Source organism: Oceanibium sediminis, assembly GCF_003265325.1.
In the GTDB taxonomy this organism is placed as follows: domain Bacteria; phylum Pseudomonadota; class Alphaproteobacteria; order Rhodobacterales; family Rhodobacteraceae; genus Halovulum; species Halovulum sediminis.
The window spans coordinates 421,144-447,207 of the sequence record NZ_QGNX01000004.1 but is presented as its reverse complement, the minus strand read 5'-3'; the positions used below and the strand labels follow the sequence as shown (position 1 = coordinate 447,207).

Annotated in this window: 22 protein-coding genes; 16 read left to right on the top strand and 6 right to left on the bottom strand. The window is 65.0% G+C overall.

Going from position 1 to position 26,064, the window contains the following annotated elements; translation table 11 throughout:
* Positions 1 to 62 precede the first annotated feature (62 nt).
* The 6 genes from DJ029_RS13260 to DJ029_RS13230 all read left to right on the top strand — a co-directional run bounded on the left by DJ029_RS13260 (position 63) and on the right by DJ029_RS13230 (position 8,359).
* On the top strand, positions 63 to 1,526 hold the full coding sequence (locus DJ029_RS13260; RefSeq protein WP_112322947.1) for an oligosaccharide flippase family protein: 1,464 nt from the start codon (positions 63 to 65) through the stop codon (positions 1,524 to 1,526).
* 49 nt (positions 1,527 to 1,575) lie between these two features.
* On the top strand, positions 1,576 to 2,643 hold the full coding sequence (locus tag DJ029_RS13255) for a GNAT family N-acetyltransferase (RefSeq protein WP_112322946.1): 1,068 nt from the start codon (positions 1,576 to 1,578) through the stop codon (positions 2,641 to 2,643).
* A gap of 116 nt (positions 2,644 to 2,759) precedes the next feature.
* Positions 2,760 to 3,878 carry a cyanophycin synthetase gene (locus DJ029_RS21755; protein ID WP_157966376.1) on the top strand — a complete coding sequence of 373 codons (1,119 nt, stop codon included), beginning with the start codon at positions 2,760 to 2,762 and terminating at the stop codon, positions 3,876 to 3,878.
* The gene (locus tag DJ029_RS13240; RefSeq protein ID WP_157966375.1) at positions 3,875 to 5,110 is read left to right on the top strand and encodes a carboxylate--amine ligase; all 1,236 of its coding nucleotides are present in this window, start codon (positions 3,875 to 3,877) and stop codon (positions 5,108 to 5,110) included. Before DJ029_RS21755 ends, DJ029_RS13240 begins: the two co-directional genes overlap by 4 nt.
* An 81-nt stretch (positions 5,111 to 5,191) precedes the next feature.
* Positions 5,192 to 6,514, top strand: a complete 1,323-nt coding sequence (locus DJ029_RS13235) for an FAD-dependent oxidoreductase (protein WP_157966374.1) — start codon at positions 5,192 to 5,194, stop codon at positions 6,512 to 6,514.
* Between the two features lie 195 nt (positions 6,515 to 6,709).
* On the top strand, positions 6,710 to 8,359 hold the full coding sequence (locus DJ029_RS13230) for an FAD-dependent oxidoreductase (RefSeq protein ID WP_112322941.1): 1,650 nt from the start codon (positions 6,710 to 6,712) through the stop codon (positions 8,357 to 8,359).
* 15 nt (positions 8,360 to 8,374) lie between these two features.
* Here DJ029_RS13230 and DJ029_RS13225 read toward each other — a convergent pair whose 3' ends face one another.
* The 5 genes from DJ029_RS13225 to DJ029_RS13205 form a co-directional block, all read right to left on the bottom strand.
* Positions 8,375 to 9,295, bottom strand: a complete 921-nt coding sequence (locus DJ029_RS13225; RefSeq protein ID WP_112322940.1) for a histone deacetylase family protein — start codon at positions 9,293 to 9,295, stop codon at positions 8,375 to 8,377.
* Positions 9,296 to 9,297: 2 nt separating this feature from the next.
* Entirely contained in the window at positions 9,298 to 11,991 is a 2,694-nt protein-coding gene (locus tag DJ029_RS13220; RefSeq protein ID WP_112322939.1) for a bifunctional acetate--CoA ligase family protein/GNAT family N-acetyltransferase, read from the bottom strand.
* A 186-nt stretch (positions 11,992 to 12,177) separates the two neighbouring features.
* Positions 12,178 to 12,855 carry a gamma-glutamylcyclotransferase gene (locus tag DJ029_RS13215; protein ID WP_198671152.1) on the bottom strand — a complete coding sequence of 226 codons (678 nt, stop codon included), beginning with the start codon at positions 12,853 to 12,855 and terminating at the stop codon, positions 12,178 to 12,180.
* 119 nt (positions 12,856 to 12,974) lie between these two features.
* Positions 12,975 to 14,537 carry a GMC family oxidoreductase gene (locus DJ029_RS13210; RefSeq protein ID WP_112322937.1) on the bottom strand — a complete coding sequence of 521 codons (1,563 nt, stop codon included), beginning with the start codon at positions 14,535 to 14,537 and terminating at the stop codon, positions 12,975 to 12,977.
* Positions 14,534 to 15,241 (bottom strand): FadR/GntR family transcriptional regulator, encoded by a 708-nt coding sequence (locus DJ029_RS13205; protein ID WP_157966373.1) that lies wholly within the window; start codon positions 15,239 to 15,241, stop codon positions 14,534 to 14,536. The genes DJ029_RS13210 and DJ029_RS13205 overlap by 4 nt, the downstream gene beginning before the upstream one ends.
* Positions 15,242 to 15,441: 200 nt before the next feature.
* Between DJ029_RS13205 and DJ029_RS13200 the strand changes: the two genes are divergently transcribed.
* From DJ029_RS13200 to DJ029_RS13160, 9 genes are all read left to right on the top strand, one after another.
* Positions 15,442 to 17,091: a GMC family oxidoreductase gene (locus DJ029_RS13200; RefSeq protein WP_198671151.1), complete on the top strand. Its 1,650-nt coding sequence runs from the start codon at positions 15,442 to 15,444 to the stop codon at positions 17,089 to 17,091.
* A 235-nt stretch (positions 17,092 to 17,326) separates the two neighbouring features.
* Positions 17,327 to 18,487, top strand: a complete 1,161-nt coding sequence (locus DJ029_RS13195; protein ID WP_112322934.1) for a cupin domain-containing protein — start codon at positions 17,327 to 17,329, stop codon at positions 18,485 to 18,487.
* A 54-nt stretch (positions 18,488 to 18,541) separates the two neighbouring features.
* Positions 18,542 to 19,672, top strand: a complete 1,131-nt coding sequence (locus DJ029_RS13190; protein WP_112322933.1) for an LVIVD repeat-containing protein — start codon at positions 18,542 to 18,544, stop codon at positions 19,670 to 19,672.
* A 9-nt stretch (positions 19,673 to 19,681) separates the two neighbouring features.
* Positions 19,682 to 20,068, top strand: a complete 387-nt coding sequence (locus DJ029_RS13185; protein WP_112322932.1) for a RidA family protein — start codon at positions 19,682 to 19,684, stop codon at positions 20,066 to 20,068.
* A 50-nt stretch (positions 20,069 to 20,118) separates the two neighbouring features.
* Positions 20,119 to 20,721: a glutathione S-transferase family protein gene (locus tag DJ029_RS13180; protein ID WP_112322931.1), complete on the top strand. Its 603-nt coding sequence runs from the start codon at positions 20,119 to 20,121 to the stop codon at positions 20,719 to 20,721.
* Between the two features lie 34 nt (positions 20,722 to 20,755).
* Entirely contained in the window at positions 20,756 to 21,670 is a 915-nt protein-coding gene (gene fhmpcd1 / locus DJ029_RS13175) for a 5-formyl-3-hydroxy-2-methylpyridine 4-carboxylate 5-dehydrogenase (protein WP_112322930.1), read from the top strand.
* Positions 21,667 to 22,185, top strand: coding sequence for a TRAP transporter small permease (locus DJ029_RS13170; RefSeq protein WP_112322929.1), 519 nt, complete (start codon positions 21,667 to 21,669; stop codon positions 22,183 to 22,185). The genes fhmpcd1 and DJ029_RS13170 overlap by 4 nt, the downstream gene beginning before the upstream one ends.
* Positions 22,182 to 23,456 (top strand): TRAP transporter large permease, encoded by a 1,275-nt coding sequence (locus DJ029_RS13165; RefSeq protein ID WP_112322928.1) that lies wholly within the window; start codon positions 22,182 to 22,184, stop codon positions 23,454 to 23,456. Before DJ029_RS13170 ends, DJ029_RS13165 begins: the two co-directional genes overlap by 4 nt.
* A 32-nt stretch (positions 23,457 to 23,488) precedes the next feature.
* The gene (locus DJ029_RS13160) at positions 23,489 to 24,508 is read left to right on the top strand and encodes a TRAP transporter substrate-binding protein (RefSeq protein WP_112322927.1); all 1,020 of its coding nucleotides are present in this window, start codon (positions 23,489 to 23,491) and stop codon (positions 24,506 to 24,508) included.
* Positions 24,509 to 24,523: 15 nt separating this feature from the next.
* On the opposite strand, the gene DJ029_RS13155 is transcribed toward DJ029_RS13160, so the two are convergent.
* Positions 24,524 to 25,045, bottom strand: a complete 522-nt coding sequence (locus DJ029_RS13155; protein WP_157966372.1) for a hypothetical protein — start codon at positions 25,043 to 25,045, stop codon at positions 24,524 to 24,526.
* Between DJ029_RS13155 and DJ029_RS13150 the strand changes: the two genes are divergently transcribed.
* Complete coding sequence (locus tag DJ029_RS13150; RefSeq protein ID WP_198671150.1) at positions 25,044 to 26,060, top strand: putative B6 ABC transporter substrate-binding protein; 1,017 nt, start codon at positions 25,044 to 25,046, stop codon at positions 26,058 to 26,060. The two genes, DJ029_RS13155 and DJ029_RS13150, sit on opposite strands and share 2 nt — an antisense overlap.
* Positions 26,061 to 26,064 lie beyond the last annotated feature (4 nt).

Here is a 26,064-nt window from a genome sequence, read left to right as displayed (position 1 = left end):
TCGTAGTGGTGTGCGCGCGCACCCTCGCTGATCGGGTCCGCCTGCCCACGGGCGGCTAGGGGGTGGTTTCCGGCGCGGAAAACGACCCAACGCAAGGCCCCGCCGGGCGCGGCAGGGCCCCGCTGGTCGAAAAGCTGTTCTCGGCGCTGGTTGTCGGGGTCGGCAGCAGGCTTACCAGCCAGGTCATCGGCTTTTCCCTTGTCGTCTTTGCGTCGCGCTACCTGGACCTGACCGAGTTCGGGATCTACTCGCTTGCCTGGGCCGCCACCGTGATCGCGGTGTCCTTCATCTTCACCGGGTTCTACCAGTCCATCCTGCGCAGCCGCGACCTGGATGACGAGGTCGACACGATGTTCTGGCTGATGTTCGCGGTGGGGGCATGCGGCACGGCCACCATGCTGATCATCAGCGGGTTCGTCTCACCCGCGTTGTCCGGGGCGATGAGGGCGCTTTCGGTGATCCCCACCGTGGTGGTGCTGGTCGCATGGAACGAGGCGCAGCTTCTGGCCGCCGGGAAGGCCAGGTCCGCCAGTATCCACCACGCGGTCAGCGAGGTCGTGGGCATCGTGGTCGTGGTTCTGACGCTGAACGCCGGTTTCGGGCTCATGGGGCTGGTGCTGGGCCGGCTCGCGGCAACGCTGAGCGGCCTGAGCCTGACGACGGCGATGGTGCGCAGGCGGCCGCGCCTGCGTTTCGGCGCGGCGGCATCGGTGCGCGCGTTCCGAACGGCCCTGCCGCTCTGGGCCTCTGCCGGGGTCGGGATGTTCGCGAACTACGGCAGCGACATCATCCTGGGGCTGTTCCTCAGTCCCGCCGCGGTGGGGGCCTATCGCGGCGGCTCGCGGATCGCGACGACGGCATCCGATATCGTCAGCCAGCCGCTTCAGATGCTGAACTGGGCGAAATTCTCGCGCCTGGAGCGGGGCGGGGAGCTGAACGCGCTGCGGCACGCCTGGGGGCATCACGCGGCGTTCTCGGCGGCGCTGACCTGGCCGGTCCTTGTTTCGGTCATGCTGCTGGCGCCGCAGCTTACGGATGTGCTGTTCGGCGAGAAATGGCGCGCGGCGGCGCCCGTCATCTCGCTGCTGGCGGGGGCGAAGGCGCTGGGCATGTTCCAGCAACTGCTTGCGCCGACGCTGATCTCGCTCGGGCGGGGGGCGTTGCAGGTCAAGGTGCAGGGCGTGAGCGCGGCGCTGCTGCTGGTGCTTCTGCTGATCGCCGGCCCCCATGGGGCAAGCGCGGTCGCTAGTGCTCATATCGTGGTCAACCTGGTCATGGCTGGGGTGTCGCTCTGGGCGATGACGTCGACCCTTGGCACACCCCTGCGCAAGGCGTTGCCGGCCTTCGGCCCCGGGGCGGTCGTCACGTTGATCTGCGCGGGCGCGATCCTCGGGTCCGCGCAGCTGTTGACGCCGATCACCACGCCCGGCGGTCTTACCGCCATGATCGGCGGGCTGGCCGCGCTTTGGGCCGTGACCATCGCGCTCATGCTGCGCGCCCGTATCCTGGAGCTTCCGACGCCGTGACCTTGGTTCGACACATAAGCGGCCCAAAACCAACCCGGAAGGATGGGGCATGAAGGTTGACGTCCTGCGCGTGGAGGAGCTGAGCGACGATCTGGCCGCGCGCTGGCGCGGGTTTCAGGACGCGTCGGAGGACCTGGCCAGCCCGTTCTTCTCGGTCGAGTTCTGCCGCATCGTCGGCCGCGCCCGCCCGGACCTGAGGGTCGCGGTGATCGAGGACGCGGGCGCACCGTGCGGGTTCTTCGCCTTCCACGGGAAGCGCGGCGGCGGGGCGGCGCCCTTGGCTGGCCAGATTTCGGACTATCACGGGATCGTCGGGGATCCGGGGGTCATCACCGCGACAGCGCTTTTACAGGGCGCGGGGGTGTCGGCGTTCGATTTCAATCATGCGCTGCGCTCGCAATCGGTCTTTGCCGAAAGCGCTTTTCGGTTCACCTCCTCGCCGCTGGCGGACCTTCAAGACGGGTTTGAACAATGGCGCGCCGCCCGGCGGGCCGAGACGAAGGCGATCCTGACGGTCGAGCGCCGGGCGCGGAAAATGGCGCGGGAAATCGGCGAACTGAGCTTCGTTGCGAACGATCCATCCCCCGCCGCGTGGGAGGCGTTGCTGACATGGAAGCGCGCCTCGCTCGCGCAGCAGCGCAGCGGGCTCGTCCTTGATGTCCCATGGGTGAAGGCTATCGCCGAAGGGGTGCGCGCCAGCGAAGGGCCCGCGTTTTCGGGGGTGCTGTCGACGCTGCGGGCGGGGGATCGGCTGGTGGCGGTCCATTTCGGCATGCGCTCGAAAGCGGCCTGGCACTGGTGGTTTCCGACCTATGACGCCGAGATGGGGGCCTACTCTCCGGGGTTGATCCTGCTCCTGGAATGCGTGCGCCACGGCGCGGCGTCGGGGTTACGGGAACTGGATCTTGGTCGCGGTGAGCAGCGCTACAAGCGTGAATTCGCAAATCGAGAGCGCCTGCTTTGTGAAGGATCGATAGAACGCGTGCACCTGCCGGCGGGGGCGGCGCGGTATGTGCGCAAAACTGTGCATTCGCTCAGCGACCGGATCCTTCCCGAACGCTACGTTGATCTTGAGCGGCGCGTGTTCAACCGTGTTCTGGGCGCCGGAAAGTTGTGAGTTTGGAATGAGTATATGTGGGCAATTCGCTGGAAACTGTCGCGGCCCGGGCGTGCCATCCCGGGCCCATGCGCGATCCCGCAGGGATTGCCGCCCATGGCGGGGCGCGTTGGCTCATGAGTGATACCCTCGCCCCCGGCCATTCCTACAGCCCCGGGCTGACGCGCCTGTTGGGCGGGTCGCGGATGTATCGCGCGCGCCGGGTGCTGGACCTGCGCTCCGTGCTTTTGCGCCGACGGCTCGCGCCTGTGCGCGCGGCCTGGTACCGGGACCTTTGGCTGCGCACGGCGGCTGACATCGGCGCGTCCTGCGAGCAGACGCCGCTGGGCCTGACCCGGATACGGCGCGGTCCGCTGGAAACCTACGTCTCACGCTCGGACATCATGCTCGACAGTCCTCAGATGCTGAAGATCGTCGGGGACAAGCCGCTGAGCTACGAGATCTTTGCCGCCAAGGGCCTGAGGGTGCCGGCCCATTGCGCCTTCAGCTTGCCCGGGATCGCTGCCGCCGAAGCGTTCCTGGCCCGCGCCTCCGGGCCGGTCGTGGTGAAACCCGCCGCCGGCAGTGGTGGCGGGCGCGGGGTCACCACCGGGATCAGCACCGCCGCCGCCCTCAGGCGGGCGGCGCGCTACGCCTCCGGCTACGGGCGGCGCTTGCTGGTGGAGGAGGAGCTTTCGGGCGCGTCCTATCGCCTGCTGTACCTGGACGGCGCCTATATCGATGCGGTTCGGCGCGACCCGCCCATCGTCACCGGCGACGGGCGTCGCGCCATCCGGCAGTTGATCGCGGCCGAAAACGTGGCGCGCATCGCCGGAAAGCCTGTCACCGCGCTCAGCCCGCTTCTGATCGACCGGGACATGCTGAACACGCTTGAGCGTACCGGCCTTTCCCTGGGCGATTGCCCGGGGGCGGGGCAGGTCGTCCCCATCAAGGGCGCGGTGAACGAGAATGCCGCCGCCCAAAACCACAGCGTGAAGGACCAGGTCCACCCCGATATCATCGAGCGGGCAGGGGCCCTCGTGCGCGACATGGGGGTGCGCTTCGCCGGTGTCGACCTGATCATGCAGGACATCGCGCTTCCGCTTGAGCGGGGCGAGGGGCTGATCAGCGAGGTCAATGCGAACCCCGGGCTGCACCATCACTACCTGGTCTCCGACCCGGACGCGGGGGTGCCGGTGGCGCGGCGCATCCTCGAATACCTCTTTGACGCCAAGGTAGGAGTCGTTGTCCGTTGACCTCAGTCAGAATGCCCGAAGCGCTCGACACGTCGCGCCCCATCATGATCCTGGGCGGAGAGGTGAACGCCGTCGCGCTGGCCCGCCACCTGGCCCCGCTGGGGATAGAGATCTTCATCAGCGGCACCGAGGGCACCTGGGGCATGTGGAGCCGCCATTGCAGCAAGGCGTTCCCGGTGCCCTCGGGCAAGACCACCCATGAGCACTGGCGTGAGTTGTTGCTGTCCCCGGACGATACCAGCCTTGACGGGTGCCTGTTGTTCGCCCTGAACGATGACGCGATCACCTTCCTGATCGCGCATCACGCGCCGCTGTCCCGGCGCTACACCGTCGAACGCTTCGTACCGGAGTTGCGCGCCGCGATGCTCGACAAGGCGGAGACGTTGATCCTGGCGGAAGCGGCGGGCGTCCCGGTGCCGCAGCATTGGCCCGTCACCACCGCCGCGGATGTAGAGCGGCTGCGCGACAAGATCACTTTCCCGGTGATGGTCAAGCCGATCCATTCGCATCGCTTCGTGGAAGCCTTCGGGCGCAAGCTGTTCATCATAGAGGATGATTTCGAGCAGGTGCTGCACTGTGTGGGCCTTGCCGAAGCCCGCGAAATAGAGGTGATGGTGGTCGAGATGATCCCCGGATCGGACGAGCTTCTGTCCAGCTACTACACCTACATCGACGAGAACGGCGCGAACCTGTTTCACTACACCAAGCGTGTCGTGCGCCGGTTTCCTCCCAACCGGGGCGGTGCAGTCTATCATGTCAGCGAATGGCTGCCGGAGACCGCGAAGCTGGGCCAGAAGTTCTTTGCACATGTCGGCTGGCGCGGGCTGGCCAATATCGAGTTCAAGCGCGACCCGCGGGATGGCCAGTACAAGGTGATCGAGGTGAACGCACGCTACACCGCTGCGCATCGGCTTGTGGTGCGTTCCGGCGCGCCGATTGACCTGATCGCCTATTGCGATTTGACCGGGCAGCCGGGCCCGCGGTTCGACAGCTATGTCCAGGACATGACCTACTGGTACCCGCTGCGCGACTTTCGCGCCTTCCTGGCCTTGCGTCGGCAAGGGCAACTGACGCTGCTCGGCTGGCTGCGCAGCATCCCGCTGCGGCGCACGGTCTTTCCGCTTTTCAGCTATCGCGACCCGATGCCTTCTGTCGTGCGGATGCGCCAGAGCCTGTCTGGCTTGATGCGGAAACTGCGCCCGGGGCCGAGGGGGAAGGGGGATGCGGCGTGACTGACGCGCTAATGGATGGGAAAGGGCGTTTCGCGCCGGCCGCCGCGGTCGCGCAGCGCAAAGCGGGATGGGGGGCCACGCATGATGGATAGGGCGCAGGCCGGTTCGAGCGTGCTTGTGCTCGGCTCTGGCGTTAGCGGTCTGACGGCGGCGTATGAGCTCAGCCGCGCGGGCCATGCGGTGACGGTCATAGACGACTACGACCAGCCGGGGGGCAATCACCTCTCGTGCAATATCGGGGCGTATACCTTTGATATCGGCGCGATCTTCTTCTGGTCCAACAGCTTGATGCTGGACGTCTTTCCATCCGCCACCGCCACCTGGGAGCCCATCGAATGCACGACGGGGCGTGTTACCCCGGCGCGCACGGTGCGCAGCTATCCTTTCGATCTGAAGCGGGAGTTCGGTAATCTTCCCCTGCCGCGAAAGCTGGCCATCCTGGGGGACGTCGCCTGGCACCGGCTGACGCATTTCCGAAAGCGCAGCGTCGAGGATTTCGTCGTCCGCCGGCTCGGGCAGCGCCTGTACCGCGAAAGCGGGCTCGACATCTATATCCGGCGGTTCTGCGGCCTGCCGCCCGAGCGCGTCACCTACACCTTCGCGGAGCGTCGCATGCAATGGCTGCGGCAGAAAACCAGCGTCTCCGACGTGGCCCGGGGTGTGTTCAGACGGTTCACGCGGAAGGCGCGCGCGCCCGCCTTGCAGGGGTTTGCGCGGCCCCGCCAAGGCTTTCCGCATATGTACGACCAGGCCAAGCGGCAGCTGGAAGCCGCAGGTGTGCGCTTCTCGCTGGGGGCCGGCCTGACCTCGATCACTCGCGACGGGGGGGGCTTTGCCGTGACGGGCGCAACCGGCACCTGGCGGGGCGATCGGCTGATCAGCACGATCCCCCTTGCGATGACCGCCCGGCTTGCCGGTATCGACGATATCGCGCCGCCGCGCAGCATGATGATGACGACGCTGTTCTGCCGCTTTCGCGGCACGCCGGGCTTCCCCTACACGGTGCTTTACAACTTCCACCGGGACGGGGTGTGGAAGCGTCTGACCATGCATTCGAACTACTACGGGCAGGTCGGGGGGGACGCCTATTTCTCGGTCGAGTGCACGCAGCCGGACGAGGCCCAGTCCCCCGAGGCGCTGTTCGAGGATTTCCGCGCCTCAACGGAAAGCTTCGGCCTTTTTGCCGGTGAGCTGGAGCTTGTCGGCCACCTTGAGACGGAGTTCGCCTATCCCGTCCTAGACGAGGAATCAGCCCGTAACCGGGAGGTCATGTTGCAACGGACCGAGCAGATGGGGATCGAGTCCCTCGGACGGCAGGGCGCGTTCGACTATATCCCGCATTCCTCGATGGCGATTGGCCTGGCGCGAAAGGCGCTGGCCGCCGCCGCAGGGCGGGGAAGATGAACCGCCCGCCCGCCATTTTCCGGGCTGGTCGTGGCGCGCACTGGCTCCGGCGGGCAGGGGCCCTGGGGGCATATTCGGCGCAAAATCCGGGGCGTCTTGTGAAAGCGCAAAACCCGGCATGGTCGTTGGTCTTATCGTGGGGGCGATTCATGCCGGTCATCTGACGAAAAGGCATTCTTTTCGGGGTATTCCAGAATGATTCTTGATCATCTACCGGATCAAATACCCATACCGATGGACGTGTGCATCATCGGCGCGGGGCCTGTCGGACTGTCGATGGCGCTCAGCCTGGCGCGGCGCGGCATGACGGTCCACCTGCTTGAGGCGGGCGGGCGCGAGCCGACGGCGAATGCGAGCGGGGCCTTCGGGTTCGATGTCGTCGACCAGTTGACCCACGCGGAGGCGGCGCTCAGCAGCCGCCAGGGGCTGGGCGGCACCTCCTCGGTCTGGGGCGGGGGGTGCATGCCGTTCGGGCCGCTGGACCTGTCGCCAAGAGCGCATATCCCGATGTCGGGTTCGCCCATATCCTATGCCGATTTCGCCGCGCATCACGAGGAGGCGGGCGACCTGCTGGGTATCGACGGCCGGTTTCCGGACCCTTACTCGGCGAATGATCCCGACGCGCAGATTGACCTGAGCAGCGTCATGCGGATCAGCCGCGTTCCCGACACATCCGTTCTGCATCGCGCGGAAATAGAGTCCCTTGAAAACCTGCGCCTGTATCTGAACACGCGGGCCGTCGACCTTGCGATGGACCCGGCAAGCGGGGCCGTCACCTCTGTCAGGGTCGAGTCCCGGGGGGAACTGGCGACGCTCGCCCCGAAGGTGATCATCCTGTGTTGTGGTGGCATCCAGTCCACGCGCCTGCTGCTTCTAATGCAGCGCGAGCATCCCGCCTTGCTGGGCGGCGACGCGGGGCCACTGGGCCGTTATTACAATGGCCATGTCTCAGGCGCGGCGGCGCGGATACGCTTCAACAGACCCCAGGACGCCCGCAGGTTCATCCTGCACCAGACGCCGGAAGGGGCGCTGGAGCGCAACTGCATCGCGCTCGCCGCGGGGTTGCAGATGAGCAAGCGACTGTGCAACCTCTATTTCGGGCTGACGCGCTTTCCGCTGGGGGATCCCGGCTACCGCTCCGGCGCGCTGTCCGCGATCCACCTGGCGTTATGCGCGCGGCACCAGACGGCGCATTACATGCCCTATTACCATTCCGGCCACGTCCAGACCGAGTTCGAGTTCGGCGTGAACCTGCTGGCGCACCTGCGCAACATGGTCAGGCGCCCCGAGCGGACGATCAAGGGCGTCGCCGAGGTGCTGCGCGAGAAACGCAGGAACGCAAGTGTCGGCCCCTTCGCGAGGCTCTACAACGCCAGCGGCATCTATGGCCTGCGCTACCACGCCGAGCAGTTGCCGGACCCAGACAGCAGGGTCGTACTGTCGGACAAGACGGATGACCGGGGGGTTCCGCTGCCGAGCATCGAGCTGCGCATATCCGAGACGGACATCACCTCCGTCCTTGCCTCGCACGAGCATCTCGACAGGTGGCTGCGCGGCTCGGGGCTTGGGCGGATCGAGTGGCACCAGCCGAAGGCGCAGCGCTTCGCGCAGATCAAGTCCCAATCTTCGGACGGCTATCACCAGATGGGATCGACGCGGATGGCCAGCACCGAGCGGGCCGGCGTCGTGGACAAGGATCTGAAGGTCCACGGGTTGCGCAACCTCTATATCGCGGCGCCCAGCGTGCTGCCCACCGGCGGGCGGGCGCACCCGACCTTCCCGACGGTGACGCTGGCCGTCCGCCTGGCGTCGCACCTCGCGGCCCACGCGCAGGCCGGGTTCTAGGCGCTGGGCGGGGGCTCAGGGCCCCATCAACGCCTTGAGGTGGGCGACGACGCTGCGCGCCAGCGCGCCGGGATCATAGCCGCCTTCCAGCATCGACAGGATCCGCCCTGCGGCGTGGCGATCCGCGATTTCGACCAGCCTTTGCGTGATCCAGCCATAGTCCGCCTCGGTCAGGGCGAGGGCCGACATGTCGTCGAGCACATGGCCGTCGAAACCCGCCGAGATGAACAGGAAGTCCGGCGCGAAAGCGTCCAGCGCGGGCAGGCAGATGTCTTCCACGGCCTTGCGGAAATCCGCGCTGCCGGTGCCCGCGGGCAGGGGCAGGGGGACGATGTGGTCCGCCTCCGGCGAGTCGCCGCTGAAGGGATAGAACGGGTGCTGGAAAATCGACGAGACCATCACCCGGCCATCCGCGGCGAAGATACCCTCGGTGCCGTTGCCGTGATGGACATCGAAATCGACGATGGCCACGCGCCCCAGCCCGTGCGCCGCCAGCGCATGGGCCGCGGCGACGGCGATGTTGTTGAAAAGGCAGAAGCCCATCGCCTTGTCACGCTCCGCGTGATGGCCAGGCGGGCGCACGCCGCAGAAGACGGGCCCCGCCTCTCCGGCCATGATCATGTCCACGCCCAGCACCCCGGCCCCCGCCGCGCGGCGGGCGGCGGCAAGCGTTCCCGGTGACATCACCGTATCCCCGTCGATGGTGACGTAGCCCTCGGCGGGCGATGTGGCGAAGATGCGGTCCAGGTAGTCCGCATCGTGGACCCGAAGCAGTTGCTCGCGCGTCACGTACGGCGCGTCTGAATGCAGCAGCACGAAGTCGAGCCCCGACATGATCAGCTGGTCGTTGATCGCGTCCAGCCGCTCCGCGGTTTCGGGGTGCATCGGCCCGGCATCGTGCAGGCGGCATTCGGGATGGGAAATGTAGCGCAACATGTTCAGAGCCAGCGTTCGACGTGAACGACGTCGGGATCGTCAGGCACCTGCATGCGGGAAAAGCCCAGTTCGTCCATCAGGTTCAGCATTCCCGTGTTCTCGGCCAGCACGATGCCCTCCATGCGCGTCAACTCGTGGTCGCGGGCCGCCGCGAAGAGCGCGCGCATCAGCTTGGTTCCGATCCCTTGCCGGCGCAGCACGTCTGACACCACGATCGCGAACTCGCAGCTCGTGCCGTCCTGGTTGATGGCGTAGCGCGCGACGCCGTGCTGCTCGTCCTTCCCGTCGCGGGTGACGACGGCGACGAGGGCGATTTCCCGGCGGTAGTCGATCTGGGTGAAGCGCACCAGCATCTCGGCGGACAGCTCGCTCATCGCGCCCATGAAGCGGAAGCGCTTGGCCTCGGGGGACAGTGCGCGCACGAAGGCGGCCTCGCTCTCGGCGTCCTCGGGGCGGATCGGGCGGATGGTCAGCGGCGTGCCGTCGCTCAGGTGATCGTGGCTCACAAGGTGGCGCGGATAGGGTCGGATCGCGACGTGATCGTAGCGCCCCTGGCGCGCCGGGGGACGGGCGATGGCGATACGGGCATCCACGGCCAGCACCGCGTCGGGCCCGGCGAACAGCGGGTTGATGTCCAGCTCGGTGATCTCGGGCAGTTCGCAGACCATGTCGGACACGCGCAGCAGCACGTCGATCACCGCCTTGCGGTCGACCGCGCGCCGGTCGCGGATCGCCTCGAGCAGGCGCGATACCCGCGTGCGGTCAATCATGCGCCGCGCCAGGATTGCGTTGAGCGGCGGCAGAGCGACGGCGCTGTCTCGCAGCACCTCGACCATCGTGCCGCCGGCGCCGAACAGGATTGCGGGGCCGAACACCGGGTCGCGGCTGACGCCGATGACCAGTTCGCGCGCGTCCTCGACCCCGGCCATGCGCTCGACCGTCACGCCGTCGATCTGGGCGTCGGGCCGCTCGGCCTGCACCCGTTCGATCATCTCGTGAAAGGCGAGCTTCACGTCCGCGGCGGTCAGGATCCCCATGCGCACCCCGCCCACGTCCGACTTGTGCGAGATCTGGCGCGAGGAGATCTTCATGGCCACAGGGAATCCGACGGTTTCCGCGGCCACCAGCGCCTCTGCCGCGTCCTTCGCATGCAGCGTGGTGTTCACGTTGATCGCAAAGGCCCGCAGCACCGCCTTAGATTCCAGATCCGACAGCATGCTGCGCCCGTCCGCCAGGGCGGCGTCGATGATCATGCGCGCGCCCTCAAGGTCCGGCATGCGGTGGTCGTGGAACGGCTCGGGGACCTCCAGCGCCAGCAGGCGGTTGCGGTGGTACTGGGCGAGGTAGGAAAACGCCTCCACCGCGCGCTCGGGCGTGGTGAAGTCGGGGATGCCCTTGGCGGACAGCAGGTTGCGCCCCGCTGTGACCGAGGTTTCGCCCATCCAGCAGGCCAGCACCGGCTTCTTCTGGCGCGGGCTGGTCGCATCGACCACCGCCTGCGCCGCCTCCGTCGCTTCGGTCATCGCCTGCGGGGTCAGCATGACCAGCAGCCCGTCAAGGTTGGGATCCGCCAGCGCCGCCTTCACCGCCGCGCCGTATTGCGCGGGCGAGGCATCCCCGAGGATGTCGATGGGGTTGCCCCGCGACCAGTAGGTCGGCAGCAGCTTGTCGAGCGTTGCGACGGTCTTGTCGCCCAGTGTGGCAAGCTCCACCCCCAGGTCGCCGGCCCGGTCCGCGGCCAGCACGCCCGCGCCGCCCCCGTTGGTGACAATGCCCAGCCGGTTGCCTTCGGCGCGCCGGTTCGCCGCCAGGATCTCGGCCGCCGCGAATAGCTGGCCGAAGGTCTGCGCGCGCACCGCGCCACCCCGGCTGAGCGCGGCGTCGAACACCGCGTCGTCGCCCATCAGCGCCCCGGTATGCGTCGTCGCCGCTTTCGAGCTCTGGTTGTTCCGCCCGCTTTTCAGCACGATCACCGGCTTGTTCCGCGCCGCCATGCGCAGGCTCGAGATGAACGAGCCCGCGTCCCGGATCCCCTCGACATAAAGCAGGATCGCCGCGGTCTTGGGGTCATAGGCAAGGAACTGCAGAACGTCACCGAAATCGATGTCCGAGGTATTGCCCATCGACACCAGCGCCGAAAACCCCAGGTGATGCGGCTCGGCCCAGTCCGAGATGGCCGAGCACAGCGCCCCCGACTGTGACACCAGCGCCAATCGCCCCTTCGGGGTGGAGGCGCGCAGGAAGGTCGCGTCCAACCCGTGCCAGGGCCGGACCAGCCCGACGCAGTTCGGCCCCAGCACCCGGACCCCGGACTGGCACACCGCCTGTTTCAATTCGGCTTCCAGCGTTTTGCCCTCGGCACCCGCTTCGGCGAAACCGGCGGACAGGACGATGGCCGCCCGCGTCCCGGCGGCGCCGCAGTCGCGAATGATTCCCGGCACGAATTTCGCGGGGGCGGCAATGACGGCCAGGTCGACCGGTCTACCGATATCCAGGATAGACGCGAAACACGGCCGCCCCCCGACCGTTTCGTATTTCGGGTTGATCGGAACGACGTCACCGGCGAAATCGCCCGATGTCAGCTTGGCAAACACGCGCGCGCCCACGCTGCCTTCGCGTTCGCTTGCGCCGAAGACGGCGACAGACCCGGGATCGAACAGCGCCGAAAGCGGTATCTGCGGGGGACCCGATATCATCGGAACACCCTCGGGGCCCGCGCGGTGGCGTCGGTTCGGGACAGGATCATGATGGAGGCGCCTTCTGCTTCGAAACGTGGCCCAGATATCGGCAGTCCGGGGGGCGCGACATTGACCAAGGTCAATGCGCGCCAAACCCGTGTCCCGTCAACGCGCCGCCGTTCCCCGCGGTGGCCCATGGCGGGGTCAGTCAAGCCCGATCCGTTCGGCGACGAGCTCCTGCAACCGCCACAGCCCCTCGTCATGCATGCCGCGCGCCTCCAGCTGGGTGACGGTGTTGAGCAGGTAATCCGCCCCCGTGCCAAGATGGCCGCAGGCTTGGGCCAGCACCTCGGCAACCTCCTCCGGGGGCAGATCACCGGCATATTGGGGGGAGTCGGTGTTCATCACGAAGACGAGCGCCTGCACGGGGCCGTCGTCGGTCTCGACCTCGAGCCAGGTGGGGATGTTGGTGATCGGCTTGATCGTGAACTCGCGCCGGAAGAGCCGGTGGAACTGGGCTTCGAGGTCCGTCTCCGGCAGTTCGAACAGCACTCCCTGGCACTGCCCCCCGCTCTGCAGCGACATCATGAGGCCGGGATACTCGGGCGATCCGCGAAAGCGCCATTGCCGCAGGCAAAAGGACCGGCGCCAGCCCCGCAGGACGCCCCCTTGCTCGCGCTTGTGCTCGATCTCCGGTCGCCAGATAAGCGAGCCATAGGCGAACAGCTGCGTCGGCCTGTCCGGGGCCGGGTGCGAGGCCAGAACGCGGGCCACCCATTCCGCGTAATCCGCGTCCGTCTGCGGCATCAGGCCCGGCGGCTGCCCTGTGTCCTTGATATCCTTGTGCACCCTTGCTACGTGGTCCGCTGTCAGCGAAAGCACTCTTCGGCTCGTGTCCATCGGGTTTCCCTTCCTGATGGGAAAACCATGTGGCGCGGTTGGGCGGAGTGCAAGGATTTCCGAATGCGAGCCGTGGTTGGGGCGAGGGAAATCCGGCGTGCTCAGCCGAGGTGCAGTCGGGCGGCGATCAGCTCACTTCCCTTTTCGGCGATCGCGACAATCGCGGCATTCACCGGACCGGTGGTAAGCGAGGGCATGACCGAACCGTCGGCGATGAAGACGCGCTCGGCGCCCTTGAATTCCAGGGTTGTCGCGGTCGGCGCGGTGGCGTCGTCGCCCATGCGCAGCGTCCCGATCGGGTGGTGATGGGTCAGCGCGGCAAGGCCAATGAAGCGCTCAAGTGCATCGGGGGTCGCAAGATCCGAAGCCGCCGGCAAAAGTTCCTCTCCGCGCCAGTCGGCATAGCTTTCGGATGCGCCCAGCCGGCGCGCCCAGTGCAGCGCCTCGACGAAGTGCGCTCGGTCGGTGGGGTGGCTCAGGTATGCTGGGTCGATGACCGGCGCCGCGGAAGGATCCGCGCTTGCGAGCGCCATGCTCCCGCGGCTGCGGGGGTGGGTGATCCCAAACATGAGTGTGTAGGCGTCCCCCAATGCCATCGGCGGGACCCTGTCACGAAGTCCCGCCGAGACCAGCGGCACAGAGGTCACGCCCACCACGAGGTCGGGCGCGTCGTCCATGGACTGGCCCTCTGCTCGAAGATACATCATCGCTTCGGAGTGTTGCGTGCTGGTCAGCGGCACCTGCTGGCGCGCGCGATAGACATTGCCGCCCGACAGCAGGTGATCCTGCAGGTTCTGCCCGATCCCCGCCATGTCCGCACGGACGTCGAGGCCGAGACGCCTGAGCACTCGCCCATCCCCGAAGCCGGAACGCATCAGGATAGAGGGGCTGCCAATCGCGCCCGCCGCAAGGATCACCGCGCCATGTGCGGTGATGACTTCCCCGTCTGCAAGGCGCAGCCCGGTTGCGCGGCCCGTTGAATCAAACACCAGCCGGTCGACGATCACGTTCCGGCGGATCGAAAGGTTCGGTCGCTGGCGGACCTGCTCCGTCAGGTAGGCGTCCGCCGTACTCTGGCGCCGCCCGTTCAGGATCGTCATCGTGTTGAAGGTCGCGCCGGTCATCGTGCCGCAGTTGTGGTCGCGCAGCCGTGGCTGGCCAAGGGCAGCGCCCGCAGCGACATGAGCCACGCTCAGCGGATGCGGTGTTGCGGGTTGTTCCAGGTGGATCGGCCCGTCGCCGCCATAGAGCGCGTCGTCGGCGAAGGGTGACGTCTCGGAGCGCCGGAAATAGGGGAGCAGATCGTTATAGTCCCAGCCCGCCGCGCCGGAGTCCACCCAGGCGGCGAAGTCACGGGGGTGGCCGCGCATGTGCCCCATGGCGTTGATGGCGCTGGAGCCGCCGATGACGCGCCCCCGCGGGCATTCTTCGACCCGGTCGCCCAGCCCGGACTGTGACGTTGTGCGGAATGCCCAGTCGATGGCGGAATTCTGGAGCATCGCCCATTGGCCGGGTTGCGCGATGCGGGGGTCCTGTGGCTCGTCGCCAGCCTCGAGCAAGAGAACCTGGGTATTTGCATGGGCGCTGAGACGATGCGCGAGCACCGATCCCGCTGTTCCGGCTCCGACGATGACGACATCCGCCGCGCATGGGCGAGTTGTCATGATGAGCCTTCAGTCTCACCCGTTGCGATGAACCGGCTGCGCTCTTCGATGACCTTGCGCACGCTGAGCAGATGATCGCGCATCAGCAGTTCGGCGCGATCCGGATCGCGTTCGGCGATTGCCTGTGCAATGGCTTGGTGTTCCAGGTCCCGCGCGGCGCGCCTGTTGGGGCAGGGCGGACTCGTCTGGGCCAGGCGCACGCGGCTGTCGGTTCCAACCCGGCGCAGCAGATCGTAGATTTCCTGTGCGAGCGGATTGCGCGAGCTTCTGGCAATCTCTCTGTGGAAGGCCAGGTCTGCGGCGCCGTACTCGACGTTCTTGTTAGAACAGGCGGCTTTCTGAATGCGCTTGATCTCAATGGTCGAAGCGCGGACTGCGGCGAGCCGGGCGAACTGTGGCTCAAGCATCATGCGCAACTCGATCACGTCGTTGGGATTGGCCACGCTGACCAGTTCGTCGATGTCCGACGAGTCGCGGCGGCTGGACTTGCGCCCGACCTGTGCGGGGGGCAACTCGCCTTCCGCGCGCAGTTCCGCCAGTACCCGGCGCAGGCGCGAGCGTGGCACGTTGAGCTGATCCACCAGATCCCGCTCGGAGGGAAGGTCTTGGTCCAAGCCTCCCATTTCGCGCAGAACCGCCTTCAATCCTTCAGTCGAGGAGGGGTCGGCTTTTTCCGAATTTCGAGACGATGTGTTCTGTGGCAAACCATTTTCCCAAGTCGTCAGTTTCGCTCGTGGCGCACTTTCGGCACCCACGCTAGCAGGACTCTAGTTCTGCAAGCTAGCAAATCGAATTGGTTGGATCAAGACCATTGACATTAATGGTTTTGAAATGGTTCCATCCTGCGTGAGCCGATCAGAGCGTAATGGTTTTGACGGAGAGAAAATCTGCGGGGAGTTCGGCGGTGGAATTCGATTACGTGATCGTGGGGGCCGGGTCGGCCGGATGTGTGCTGGCAAACCGGCTGAGCGCCGACGGCGCAACCCGTGTCCTCCTGCTGGAGGCCGGGGGCTGGGACCGTGATCCGTTGATCCATATTCCCCTCGGCTGGGGCTTGATCTTCAAGGAGCGCAAACACGACTGGGGCTATTTCTGCGAGCCTGAGGAAACCGTTGGCGGGCGCGCGGTGGAATGCGCGCGGGGCCGGGTCATCGGCGGGTGTTCCTCGACGAACGCGATGGCTTACGTGCGCGGCAATCGAGGCGACTACGAGCGCTGGATGCGCGAGCCGGGGCTGGAGGATTGGGGGCCGGATGCCGTGCTGCCGTATTTCAAGCGACAGGAGCACTGGGTGCGCGGCGCCGATGCCTATCGCGGCGGGGATGGGCCGGTCGGAACGCAATTCTGCAACTATGACGATGCGCTCGTCGAGGCCTTCGGTCAGGCGGGTCGCGAGGCCGGTCACGGCTGGACAGAGGATTACAACGGCGCTGAGCAGGAGGGGTTCGGCCGTCTTCAGATGACCATCGACAAGGGGCGCCGTGCGAGTGCTGCGAACGCCTATCTGCGGCCCGCCCTGAAGCGCCGCAATCTGAAGGTCGTCACAGGGGCGCTCGCCGAGCGGATCGTGATGGAGGGCGGGCGCGCGACAGGCCTGACCTATCGCAGGGGTGGTTCTTCGGTCACGGTACGTGCCAGAAAAGAGGTAATTGTCGCCGCCGGGGTAATCAACACACCGCAATTGTTGATGATTTCCGGCATTGGCGATCCGGATCACCTGTCCGAACATGGGATCGACCCCCAGGTCGCGCTGCCCGGTGTCGGGCAAAACCTGCAAGATCATGTCTCGGTCATTCTGATGTATGCGCGCAAGGAGCCGGGCCCGTTCCAGGCGATGATGCGTTATGATCGGATCGTGCCCGATCTTCTGAAAACCTACCTCGGGGGAAACGGATTCTCAGGCGACGTGCCGGGCGGGATCACGGCTTTCTTGCGCAGCTCTCTGGCGACGGATGTTCCCGATATCCAGATCCTTTTTACCGCGGCGCCGCTGGCGTCCTGGCCTTGGATGAAGCCGTTTCGCGCGCCGTTTCAGGACGGTTTCGCGACCCGCCTTGTGCTGACTCGCCCCGAGGCGCGTGGAGCGGTGACGCTGAATTCCGCGGACCCCGCGGAGGCGCCGGCTATCCGCCAGAACTTCCTGTCCAACGATCACGATTGGACGGTGATGCGAGAGGCGGTGCAGATCGCGCGAAAGCTGGCCGAGATGCCCCAGATGCAACCCTTCATAAAGGCTGAGATCGCCCCTGGCGGCGATCCGGCGGATACCACGCTGATCGACAGGCATATCCGTGACACGGCCATCACCGTTCATCATCCGGCGGGCACCTGCCGCATGGGCTCGGTGGACGACCCGCGCAGCGTGGTCGCGCCGGATCTGCGCCTCAAGGGTGTGGAGGGGCTCCGTGTCGTCGATGCGTCGGTCATGCCTGATCTGCCCAACGGCAATATCAACGCCGCGGTCCTGATGATCGCGGAGCGGGCCGCCGACCTGATCCTGGGGCGTGTGTCGCTGGGCGAAACGGCGAGTGAGTCGCCGGCTATGTCGGCGTAGTGGACCAAAAACTATAATTGGTTCAATTATATTCGCGATAGCGGGGCAAATGCCCCGAAATTTGTGTGTCGAATCTTGGCGTGTTCTCTCCTTAATATTTTAATATATTGAAAAAAAAGGAAAAATGGAATTTTTGGGCTAAGATTGGTGGGACCAAAAATAATTACCAAAAAACTTGTTTTGGTTTTAATCCCTGCTAGGCTCGTCCTCGAATCGTACAAAGGAGTTCCCCAAGATGACGAATACGACCAGCCCTGGCGCGGTGGAGAGCGGCTCCAACCGGGAGAAAGCGCTCAAGGACATGTATGACGGCATTTCCCAGAAGAACATGTTCCCGTTCTGGGCGACGACCGATGACGTGACCAATGACGAGGTGCGTCAATTGATGGCCACCGCGCGCGCCGTGCCCTACGTCTGGAGCTACAAGGACGATATCGAGCCGCTGATGCGGACCTCGGCAGAACTGATCACCATGGATGACAGCGAGCGCCGCTCGCTGGTGCTGGTGAACCCGGGCTTGAATCCGAAGCGCGCCACCGTATCCACGATGTACACTGCCTATCGGTTGAACGATGCGGATGAAATCATGCCGCCGCACAAGCACAGCCCCTCCGCCATCCGCTTCGGCCTGACCGGAGCCGGCAATTTCACTGGTGTGGAGGGGGAGAACGTAACCTTCGGGCCGGGCGATATGGTGCTCACCCCGAACGACGCGTGGCACAACCATGGCACGATCGGAAACAAGGAAGCTGTGAACCTTTCGGTGCTGGACCTGCCTTTGGTCGAAACGTTGAACGCGATCCACTTCGACCACAACTACACCGAAATCGAGGATGGCGTCGAAGTCAAAAAGAAGGTTCAGGCCTCCAGGTATCCGAACGATTACTCTGCCGCGGTATATGGTCAGGGCGGGCTTCTGCCGCGTTGGGTCGACCATGGGCGCGGGGGAGGCTTGTCTTCGCCGCAGTACGTCTATCGCTGGGACGCGATGCAGGCTCTTTTCGACCGCTTCCAGGATCATGACGGTGACCCGCATGAGGCGCTGATGATCGAGTACACCGATCCGACCCGTGGCGAGTCCGTTTTCAAGACCATTACGTTCTTCGCGCAGATGCTGCGTCCGGGCGAAAAGACCCTGCCGCTGCGCCAGACCGCAAGCCTGCTGGTCGCGCCGTTCAAGGGGTCGGGCTACTCGATCATCGACGGTGAGCGCTACGACTGGAACCAGTTCGACACGCTGGCGGTCCCCGGTGGTGCCTGGTGCGAGCACCACAACGGGTCAGACAGCGAGCCGGTCTATCTGTTCGTGGCCTCTGATGAGCCGACCCTGAAGAAACTCTCGCTCTACAAGCGTTGGGGCCGGACGGCGCAAGGGGATGTGGTGCGCTACCTCTGAGAGTTCGCCCCACACAAATAACTGAAAAATATACTGAAAAAGGAGCGCGTCCGAATGGGGTCGTCCTTGAATGCCAAACTGCTGTCGCATGTCGACTGCCCCGGTGGGGGGCAGGTCTGGGTTGAGAACAACATTCTCTACATCGGGCACATGCGCAACCCGAGCGGGACGACCATCGTGGACGTGGCCGATCCGCGCAATCCGAAGGTGATCGCGCGGATCGAGGTTCCCGACGGCTGGCACTCGCACAAGGTGCGGGTGTCGAAAGACGGGCTGATGCTGGTAAACCACGAAAAGCTCGGCCCGAACGGCGACTGGGAATTCGGGGGCGGCCTTACGATTTATGACGTAACGAGGCCCGACAATCCCCGGCAGATCCACAAGTGGATCACCGGCGGGCGTGGTGTACATCGTTTCGATTTCGACGGCCGCTACGCCTACATCTCGCCCACCGTTGATGGCTACATCGGCAATATCGCGATGATCCTCGATCTCGACGATCCGACCAATCCGCAGGAAGTGGGCCGCTGGTGGGTTCCCGGCCAGCACATTGAAGGGGGGGAGGAAGCCGATTGGCTTTACGGTGTGACGCCTCGCTGCCATCACCCGATCCGCCGGGGCAACCGGCTTTACACCAGCTACTGGCACGAGGGGCTCTTCATCCTCGATATCGAGGACATGTCGAAGCCGAAGCTGATTTCCAGCGTGAACACCTCGGCGGCGTTTCCCCATCCCACGCATACCTGCCTGCCGTTCCCCCAGAAGCTCAAGGGGCGCGATGTCATGGTGGTCGCGGATGAAGACGTGGCCAAGCTCTACCCGGCCGCGCCCGCCTTCACCTGGATCTATGACATCACGGACGAGACGAACCCGATCCCGATCTCGACGTTCCAGGTCGAAGGCCTCGACAAGGATGGCAGTCCGCAGGACCCGATGATGGGGTGTCACCAGCCCTCTGAACGGTTCGAGGGCACGATCATTCCCTTCGCCTGGTTCGCGCAGGGGATGCGGCTTGTCGATTTCGCGGATCCCTTCGCCCCGAAAGAGGTCGGGCATTTCCTGCCGGATGCACCGGCGGGCAGCGAGCGCCCCTCGTCCAACGACGTCACCATCGACGACCGTGGAATCATCTACCTGATCGACCGGGTCCATGGCGTCGACATCATCGAAACCAGCGTTTTCTAAAGGCCAATCATGAGCAAGATTTCTGACCAGCACTACGCCATCGGGACAAAGAACCCGAACCTGCCATTCTATCCGGCCGTGCGCGCGGGCGATTACATCTACGTCTCGGGGCAGGTCTCCAAGGACGAGAATGGGAACATGATCCAGGGTTCGATCGAGATAGAGACCGCCAACACGATCAAGGCCATCGAACGCATCATCGCGGAAGAAGGGGCGACCCTGAAGGACGTGGTCCGGGTCACGACCTACCTCGAGGACATGCGGGATTTCGGCCGCTACAACGCTGAATTCAAGAAATATTTCGACAGATGCGTGATCGCCCGGACCACGGTTCAAGGGTCCGCCGCGATCAACGTGCTGATCGAGATGGAAGCCATCGTCTATAAACCTCTCTGACCGCCGGGGCGACGCCAGGTGAACAAAGAATGCAATGAAGGAAAAAAAGAATGATCAAGGTCCTGGGACGCAAGACGTCCGGCAATGTGCAAAAGGTTCTGTTCCTGCTGGAAGAGGCAGGGATCGCCTATGAGCGCGAGGACTACGGGCGCCTGTTCGAAAACACCAAAACCAGCGAATACCTGGCACTGAATCCGACCGCGAAGGTTCCGACGGTGGTCGACGGTGACGTGGTGATCTGGGAGTCCAACACCATCCTGCGCTACCTCGCTGCGACGCAGGCGGGACAGCTGACCGGGGCGACCCCCGCCGAGCGGACCGAGGTCGAACGGTGGATGGATTTCCTGTTGGCCGCGATCAACGCCGGGTATCTGGCCGCGTTCAAGGGATCGAAACTTGCCGAGGATGAACGCCCGCCTGAGTTTGCCGGGCAGGTGAAGGACCTGCATGCGCAGCTTGCCATTCTCGACAGTCACATCGCAGGGAAGGAGTTCTTCGCGCTCGACAAGCTCACGCTTGCGGATATCGCACTCGCGCCCATCGTCGGACGTTGCCTGAACTTCCCCCTCGACCGGCCCGCGCTGCCGAACCTCGAAGCCTGGTTCGACCGCATGAAAGCGCGCTCGGCCTATGCCGCGGCGACGGCGGGCTGATGGTCGGATTAGAAGAAAAAAGGGGAGCAGACACATGAAGATTGCGGTCATCGGGATGGGGTCCATGGGGCCCGGCATGGCGGCGCGGCTGGCGCGTGGGGGGCACGAGGTCACAGGTTATGACCTTGATTCCGCGGCGTTGGCGCGCGCCGAGAAATTGCAACCGATGATCGCGACGGCCCTGGACGGACTCGGCATCGCCGCGGAAGGTGCGCCGGTCCGCTTCCTCTCCAATCTGGAGGAGGCGGTTGCGGGCGCAGACCTCGTGATCGAGAACGTGCCCGAGAACGTGGAGATCAAGGCCACAGTCTATGCGCGGCTCGCCGCGCTCGTGAGCCCGGACACGGTTATCGCCACCGATACGTCGGGCATTCCGATCACCAAGCTTCAGGCCCATGTCGCGGAACCGGCACGGTTCGTCGGGATGCACTGGTCGAACCCACCCCATATCGTCCCGATGATCGAAGTCATCGGCGGCGAGCAGACCGCCCCCGAAACGGTTGCGTTCATCCGCGACCTGATTACCTCGCTCGGGTTGTTGCCGGTGGTCCTGAAGAAGGACGTACCCGGGTTCGTCGAGAACCGCGTGCTTTATGCGCTTCTGCGCGAATGTGTGGATCTTGTCGATGCAGGCGTGATCGATCCCGTGGACCTCGACACCTGTGTTAACTGGGGTATCGGGTTCAAGCTGTCTGCGATTGGGCCGATGCGGCTTCTGGATATGGCCGGGCTCGACATCTACGAGTCCGTGTCTTCCTTCCTGAATGCCGAGCTTTCGACCCGCGCCGACGTGGCCCCGATGGTGGCGCAGAAGAACGCCGAGGGGAACCTCGGCATGAAGACGGGGCAGGGGCTTTTCACCTACAGCGAGGAGGAACTGGCCAGCCTGCCGGTCGAGCGCGGGCGCAAGCTGGTTGCCCTGCGCCGCATACTCGAGGGCCGCGAATGACGGCCATGCCGACAGCCAGGCTTCTTGACCGGCTTGAACGGCTGGTGGTCCGTTGGCTCAGCGTCGCGCTGGGGCTCGGGCTCATCCTTCTGGTCCTGGTAAACGTGGCCAATGCGGTCGGTCGATACAGCGGCTGGTATGCCATGACCGGGGCCGACGAAGTCCTGGTTTACGGCATGATCTGGATCGTCATGCTCGGCGCGATCCTTGCGGCGCGCGAGCGGAGCCACCTGTCGATCAACCTTCTGCAACAGGCCCTTTCGGTACGAGGGGGACAGGCGCTGCAGCTTCTTATCGACCTCGTGACGTTGTTCTCGGCGACGTTCATCGCCTACCACTCGCTGAACTTCATCGAGCGGATTGCCATGATCGGCCAAACCTCGATGGCGCTGCGAATTCCTATGGTCGTGCCGCATTCGGCGATATTCGTCGGGTTCGCAGGGATCGCATTCGTCACTGCGCTGCTTTTGCTGGCCGACCTGTCGCGTCTCTTTTCGCGGAGCGCGCGGTCATGAGCGCCGCCCTGGGCCTCGTCGTCGTCACCCTGCTGGCCATCGGCGCGCCGATCTTCGTCGCGCTACTGGCGGCCGCGGCGATTGCTCTTCTGATTTTCGACGGCCCGCCGCTCATCGCGCTGCAACAGACGATCTTTGGTGGGCTGGACGCCTATGCGCTGCTGTCGGTCCCGTTCTTCGTATTCGCGGGCGAATTGATGGCGGTTAGCGGGATCGCGGACAGGCTGATCGCCCTCGTGCGGACGCTGTTCGGTCGGGTGCCCGGCTCGCTGGGGGTCGCAGCGCTTGGCGGGTCGACCATGATCGGCACGGTTTGCGGCTCATCCGCGGCGGCTGTCGCTGCGGTCGGGCGCAATATGTACCCGCAGCTGATCGAGGCGGGGTATGGCAGACGCCGGGCTGTCGGACTTATCGCCTCGTCCGGGGCCATCGACATCGTGATCCCGCCGTCCATTGCCATGATCCTCTACGGTATGGCCGCGGAGCAATCGATCCCCCGGCTCTTCATTGCGGGGATCATTCCTGGCTTGACGATCGCGCTTCTGATGGCGCTTTTCATTTCCTATTCCGCGAAACGCGACGGGCTGCCCTCGGGCGCGGCGTTTCGCCTTGCCGCGGTGATTCCTGCGCTGAAATCCTCCTGGGCGGCGCTGTCGATGCCTGTTGCGGTGTTGACCGGTATCTATACCGGCTTCTTTTCCCCAACCGAGGCGGGCGGCTTCGCCGCTGCGTATGGCGCGGTGATCGGGCTGTTCATCTACCGGACCCTGACCTTCAAGGGCCTTGTCGAAGCTGCGGTGCGCGCGGCGATGCTGACATCGCGGATCATGGTGGTGGTCGCGGCCGCTGGGGTCATCAGCTGGGTGCTGACCGTGGAGGGCGTGCCGCAAGCGCTGATCGCGGCCACGGCGGATGCGGGTATGTCGCCGCTCGCCTTCCTGCTGAGCGTCAATCTGCTGCTGCTGGCCATCGGCTGCGTCCTCGACCCGACATCGGCGATCCTGGTGCTGGCGCCGCTTCTTGTGCCGATCGCCGTATCTCTCGGTATCGATCCGATCCACTTCGGCGTCGTGATGACCGTGAACCTTGCGATCGGAATGTTCACGCCACCCTTCGGTATCAACATCTTCGTCGCACAGTCGGTGCTCGGCGTATCCACGGGCGACATCTATCGCGGCGTGCTGCCCTTCATGGCGGTCCAGATCGCCGCGCTTGCTCTCATCACTCTCTTCCCCGCGCTGTCGCTCATGCTGCTCAACGGCATGTCGTAGGGACAAAGATCACAACTCCAGGGAACCCAGACATGAAACATGACACGACCTTTGTAACGACCAGGATCGCCCGCGCCGGTTTGGCGGCCGCCACGGCGATAACGCTGATCGCGGGGGCCGCGCAGGCCGAAACCGTGATGAAGCTTGCGTCGGCGACCATCAACGACGTGCAGCACGAATGGCAGAAGGAATTCGCCAGGGAGATGGAGGGGCGCGTCGGCGATGCTGTGACGGTCGAGATCTACCCGGCAAGCCAGCTCGGCGCGATCCCGCGAATGGCGGAAGGCGTTCTGCTGGGCACGATCGAGGCTTTTACTACACCGACCTCCTTCGTCACGAACGTCGATGCGCGTTTCGAAGCCTTCGACGTGCCGGGCCTGTTCAACAGCCCCGAGGCGGTGGACAAGGTGATCCACAACCCGGACTTCCGCGAGTACCTCGAGACGCTGTTTCTCGACAAGGGTATCCGGGTGGTCGGAGCGATCTACAACTCGCCCACCGTTGTCCTGACCACCGAACCCGTCGACAGCATTGCAGGTTTCGACGGCCTGAAGATCCGCACATTCGCCTCGCCCCTGCAGATGGACCCGATGAAGTCCATCGGCGTGAACCCCACGCCGCTCGCGCTGTCCGAAGTTACCACGCAGCTTCAGTCGGGCGGGATCGACGGCATGCTGGCAGGGATGCCGATCCTTACCGCGTTCAAGTTCTATGACAGTGCGCAGCACGTGACCGACCTGAACTTCTCGGAAATCGTGTCGCTGACCCTTGTCAACGAGATGTGGTTCCAGGCGCAAGCCGACGAGGTGAAGGAGGCCATCATCGCCTCGGGGCGGGCGGCAGAAGAGACGGTCTTTCCCTGGGGCGTCGCCAACGTCGAGCGGGCCAACGCCGCCTGGGTCGAGAATGGCGGACAGATCCTCAAGCTTTCCGAGGAGGAGCAGGCCCAGCTCATGGCGCGTTTTGCCGAGGTCGGGCGCGAGGTCATCGCCGACAATCCCGAGGTGGTCGCAGTTTACGACCGGATCACCGCTGTCCTCGGCGCGGAATAACGGGCGATGGCCGGGTTAGTCCGTTGCCATGTCGCAGGTGGTCCGGGGGGCATCCCCGGCCATCGTGCAGACATAGCTTATGCCGGTGAAGGGCAGGGCGTCCTTCTGTATCGGCAGACTGAGCCGGCCACGCGTGGCCGAGAAGTTCGGCGCGGCGCCGCACCAGATCGCCTCGACCGGCATCCGATCGTCAGTTGCGTTCATCAGGTTCAGCACGCCGGTTTCCGGGTCATGCCAGAGGCTCACCTGAAGCGCGCCGCCTGGGGCCACCTGGTCGAGCGACTGCGAATACCAATGCGCCAGGCTCGCCTCGCAGGTCAGGGTCGCGTCCAAAGCGTTTTCGACTGTCAGCGTGACCTCCGTCGCGCCTTCGGTCCCATGAATGATGCCGGAATACGGCACATACGCCCCGCTTTCCGCGACTGCGGATGCGGCTGTGACAAGCCCGATGGCAAGGGCGCAACTCTTAGCTCGAAGGCCCTTCAAAACCGCGCTTGCGCGGTCGGGCCGAGACACTGACAGGGAGTCAGAAGACATGAAGACATTCATCCTTTCATCGACAATCGGGGCGCTCATGCTCTCAGGCGCCGCTATCGCCGCGGATGTCGATACCATAGCGATCCTTACGCCGGAACAGGGAAGTGACTACGGCTGGAACCAGCAGGGTGTCGACGCGGCCAAGGCTGCCGCGGCGGCGACCGGAGTCGAGTTGATCATCGCCGAGGGCCTGGGCTACGGCGACGTGCGCGCCCCCATGCGTGAGCTTGCCGCCGAGGGCGCCGACCTGATGCTGGCCCATGCGTCGGGCTACAACACCGCTGGGCCCGAGATCGCCGAAGAAACCGGCGTGCCGGTCGCCATCGTCGATACGCCCGACGGGCTGAAACTGGGACTCGTCGCCGACTACACCCTGTCCGGTCATGAGGGGGCCTATCTTGCCGGTCGCCTCGCCGCCAAGATGACCACCACCGGCACGGTCGGTATCGTCGTGTCGGGTGAGCCGCCGTCCTGGAACTCGCAGTCCGCCGGCTTTGCCGAGGGCGTGAAGGCCGAGAACCCTGAAGTCAAGGTCCTCTACTCGGTGATTGGTCCGGCGGCCTATTCCGACGCGGCCGGCGGCAACCGAGTGACCACGTCGGTCATCGCGGCCGGCGCCGACATCATCTTCGGCCAGGGCAACGGGTCGTCCTTCGGCATGATCCAGGCGGTGGAGAACAACAAGGCGACCGATGGATCCGACGTCCTGTTCATCGACGTCATCGGGGACAAGTCGGACCTAGACCAGGGCCATCTTCTGACCTCTGTCGTCTGGGACATGACCCCGGTCTATACCGCGATGATCGAAGACCTCCGGGCCGATACATTCGGTTCGCACGGCTATGCGATCGGGCTTGCCGACGACAGCGTCAAACTGCTCAAGACCCCGCAGATGGACGATGCCGTCTGGGCCGAGATCATGGCGCTGCGCGAGCAGATCGTCGCTGGCGACATCACCATCGAGCCGATCTTCGACGCGGAAGATGTCCGCGCGCTCGTCACGCTGGCCGAGTAAGACG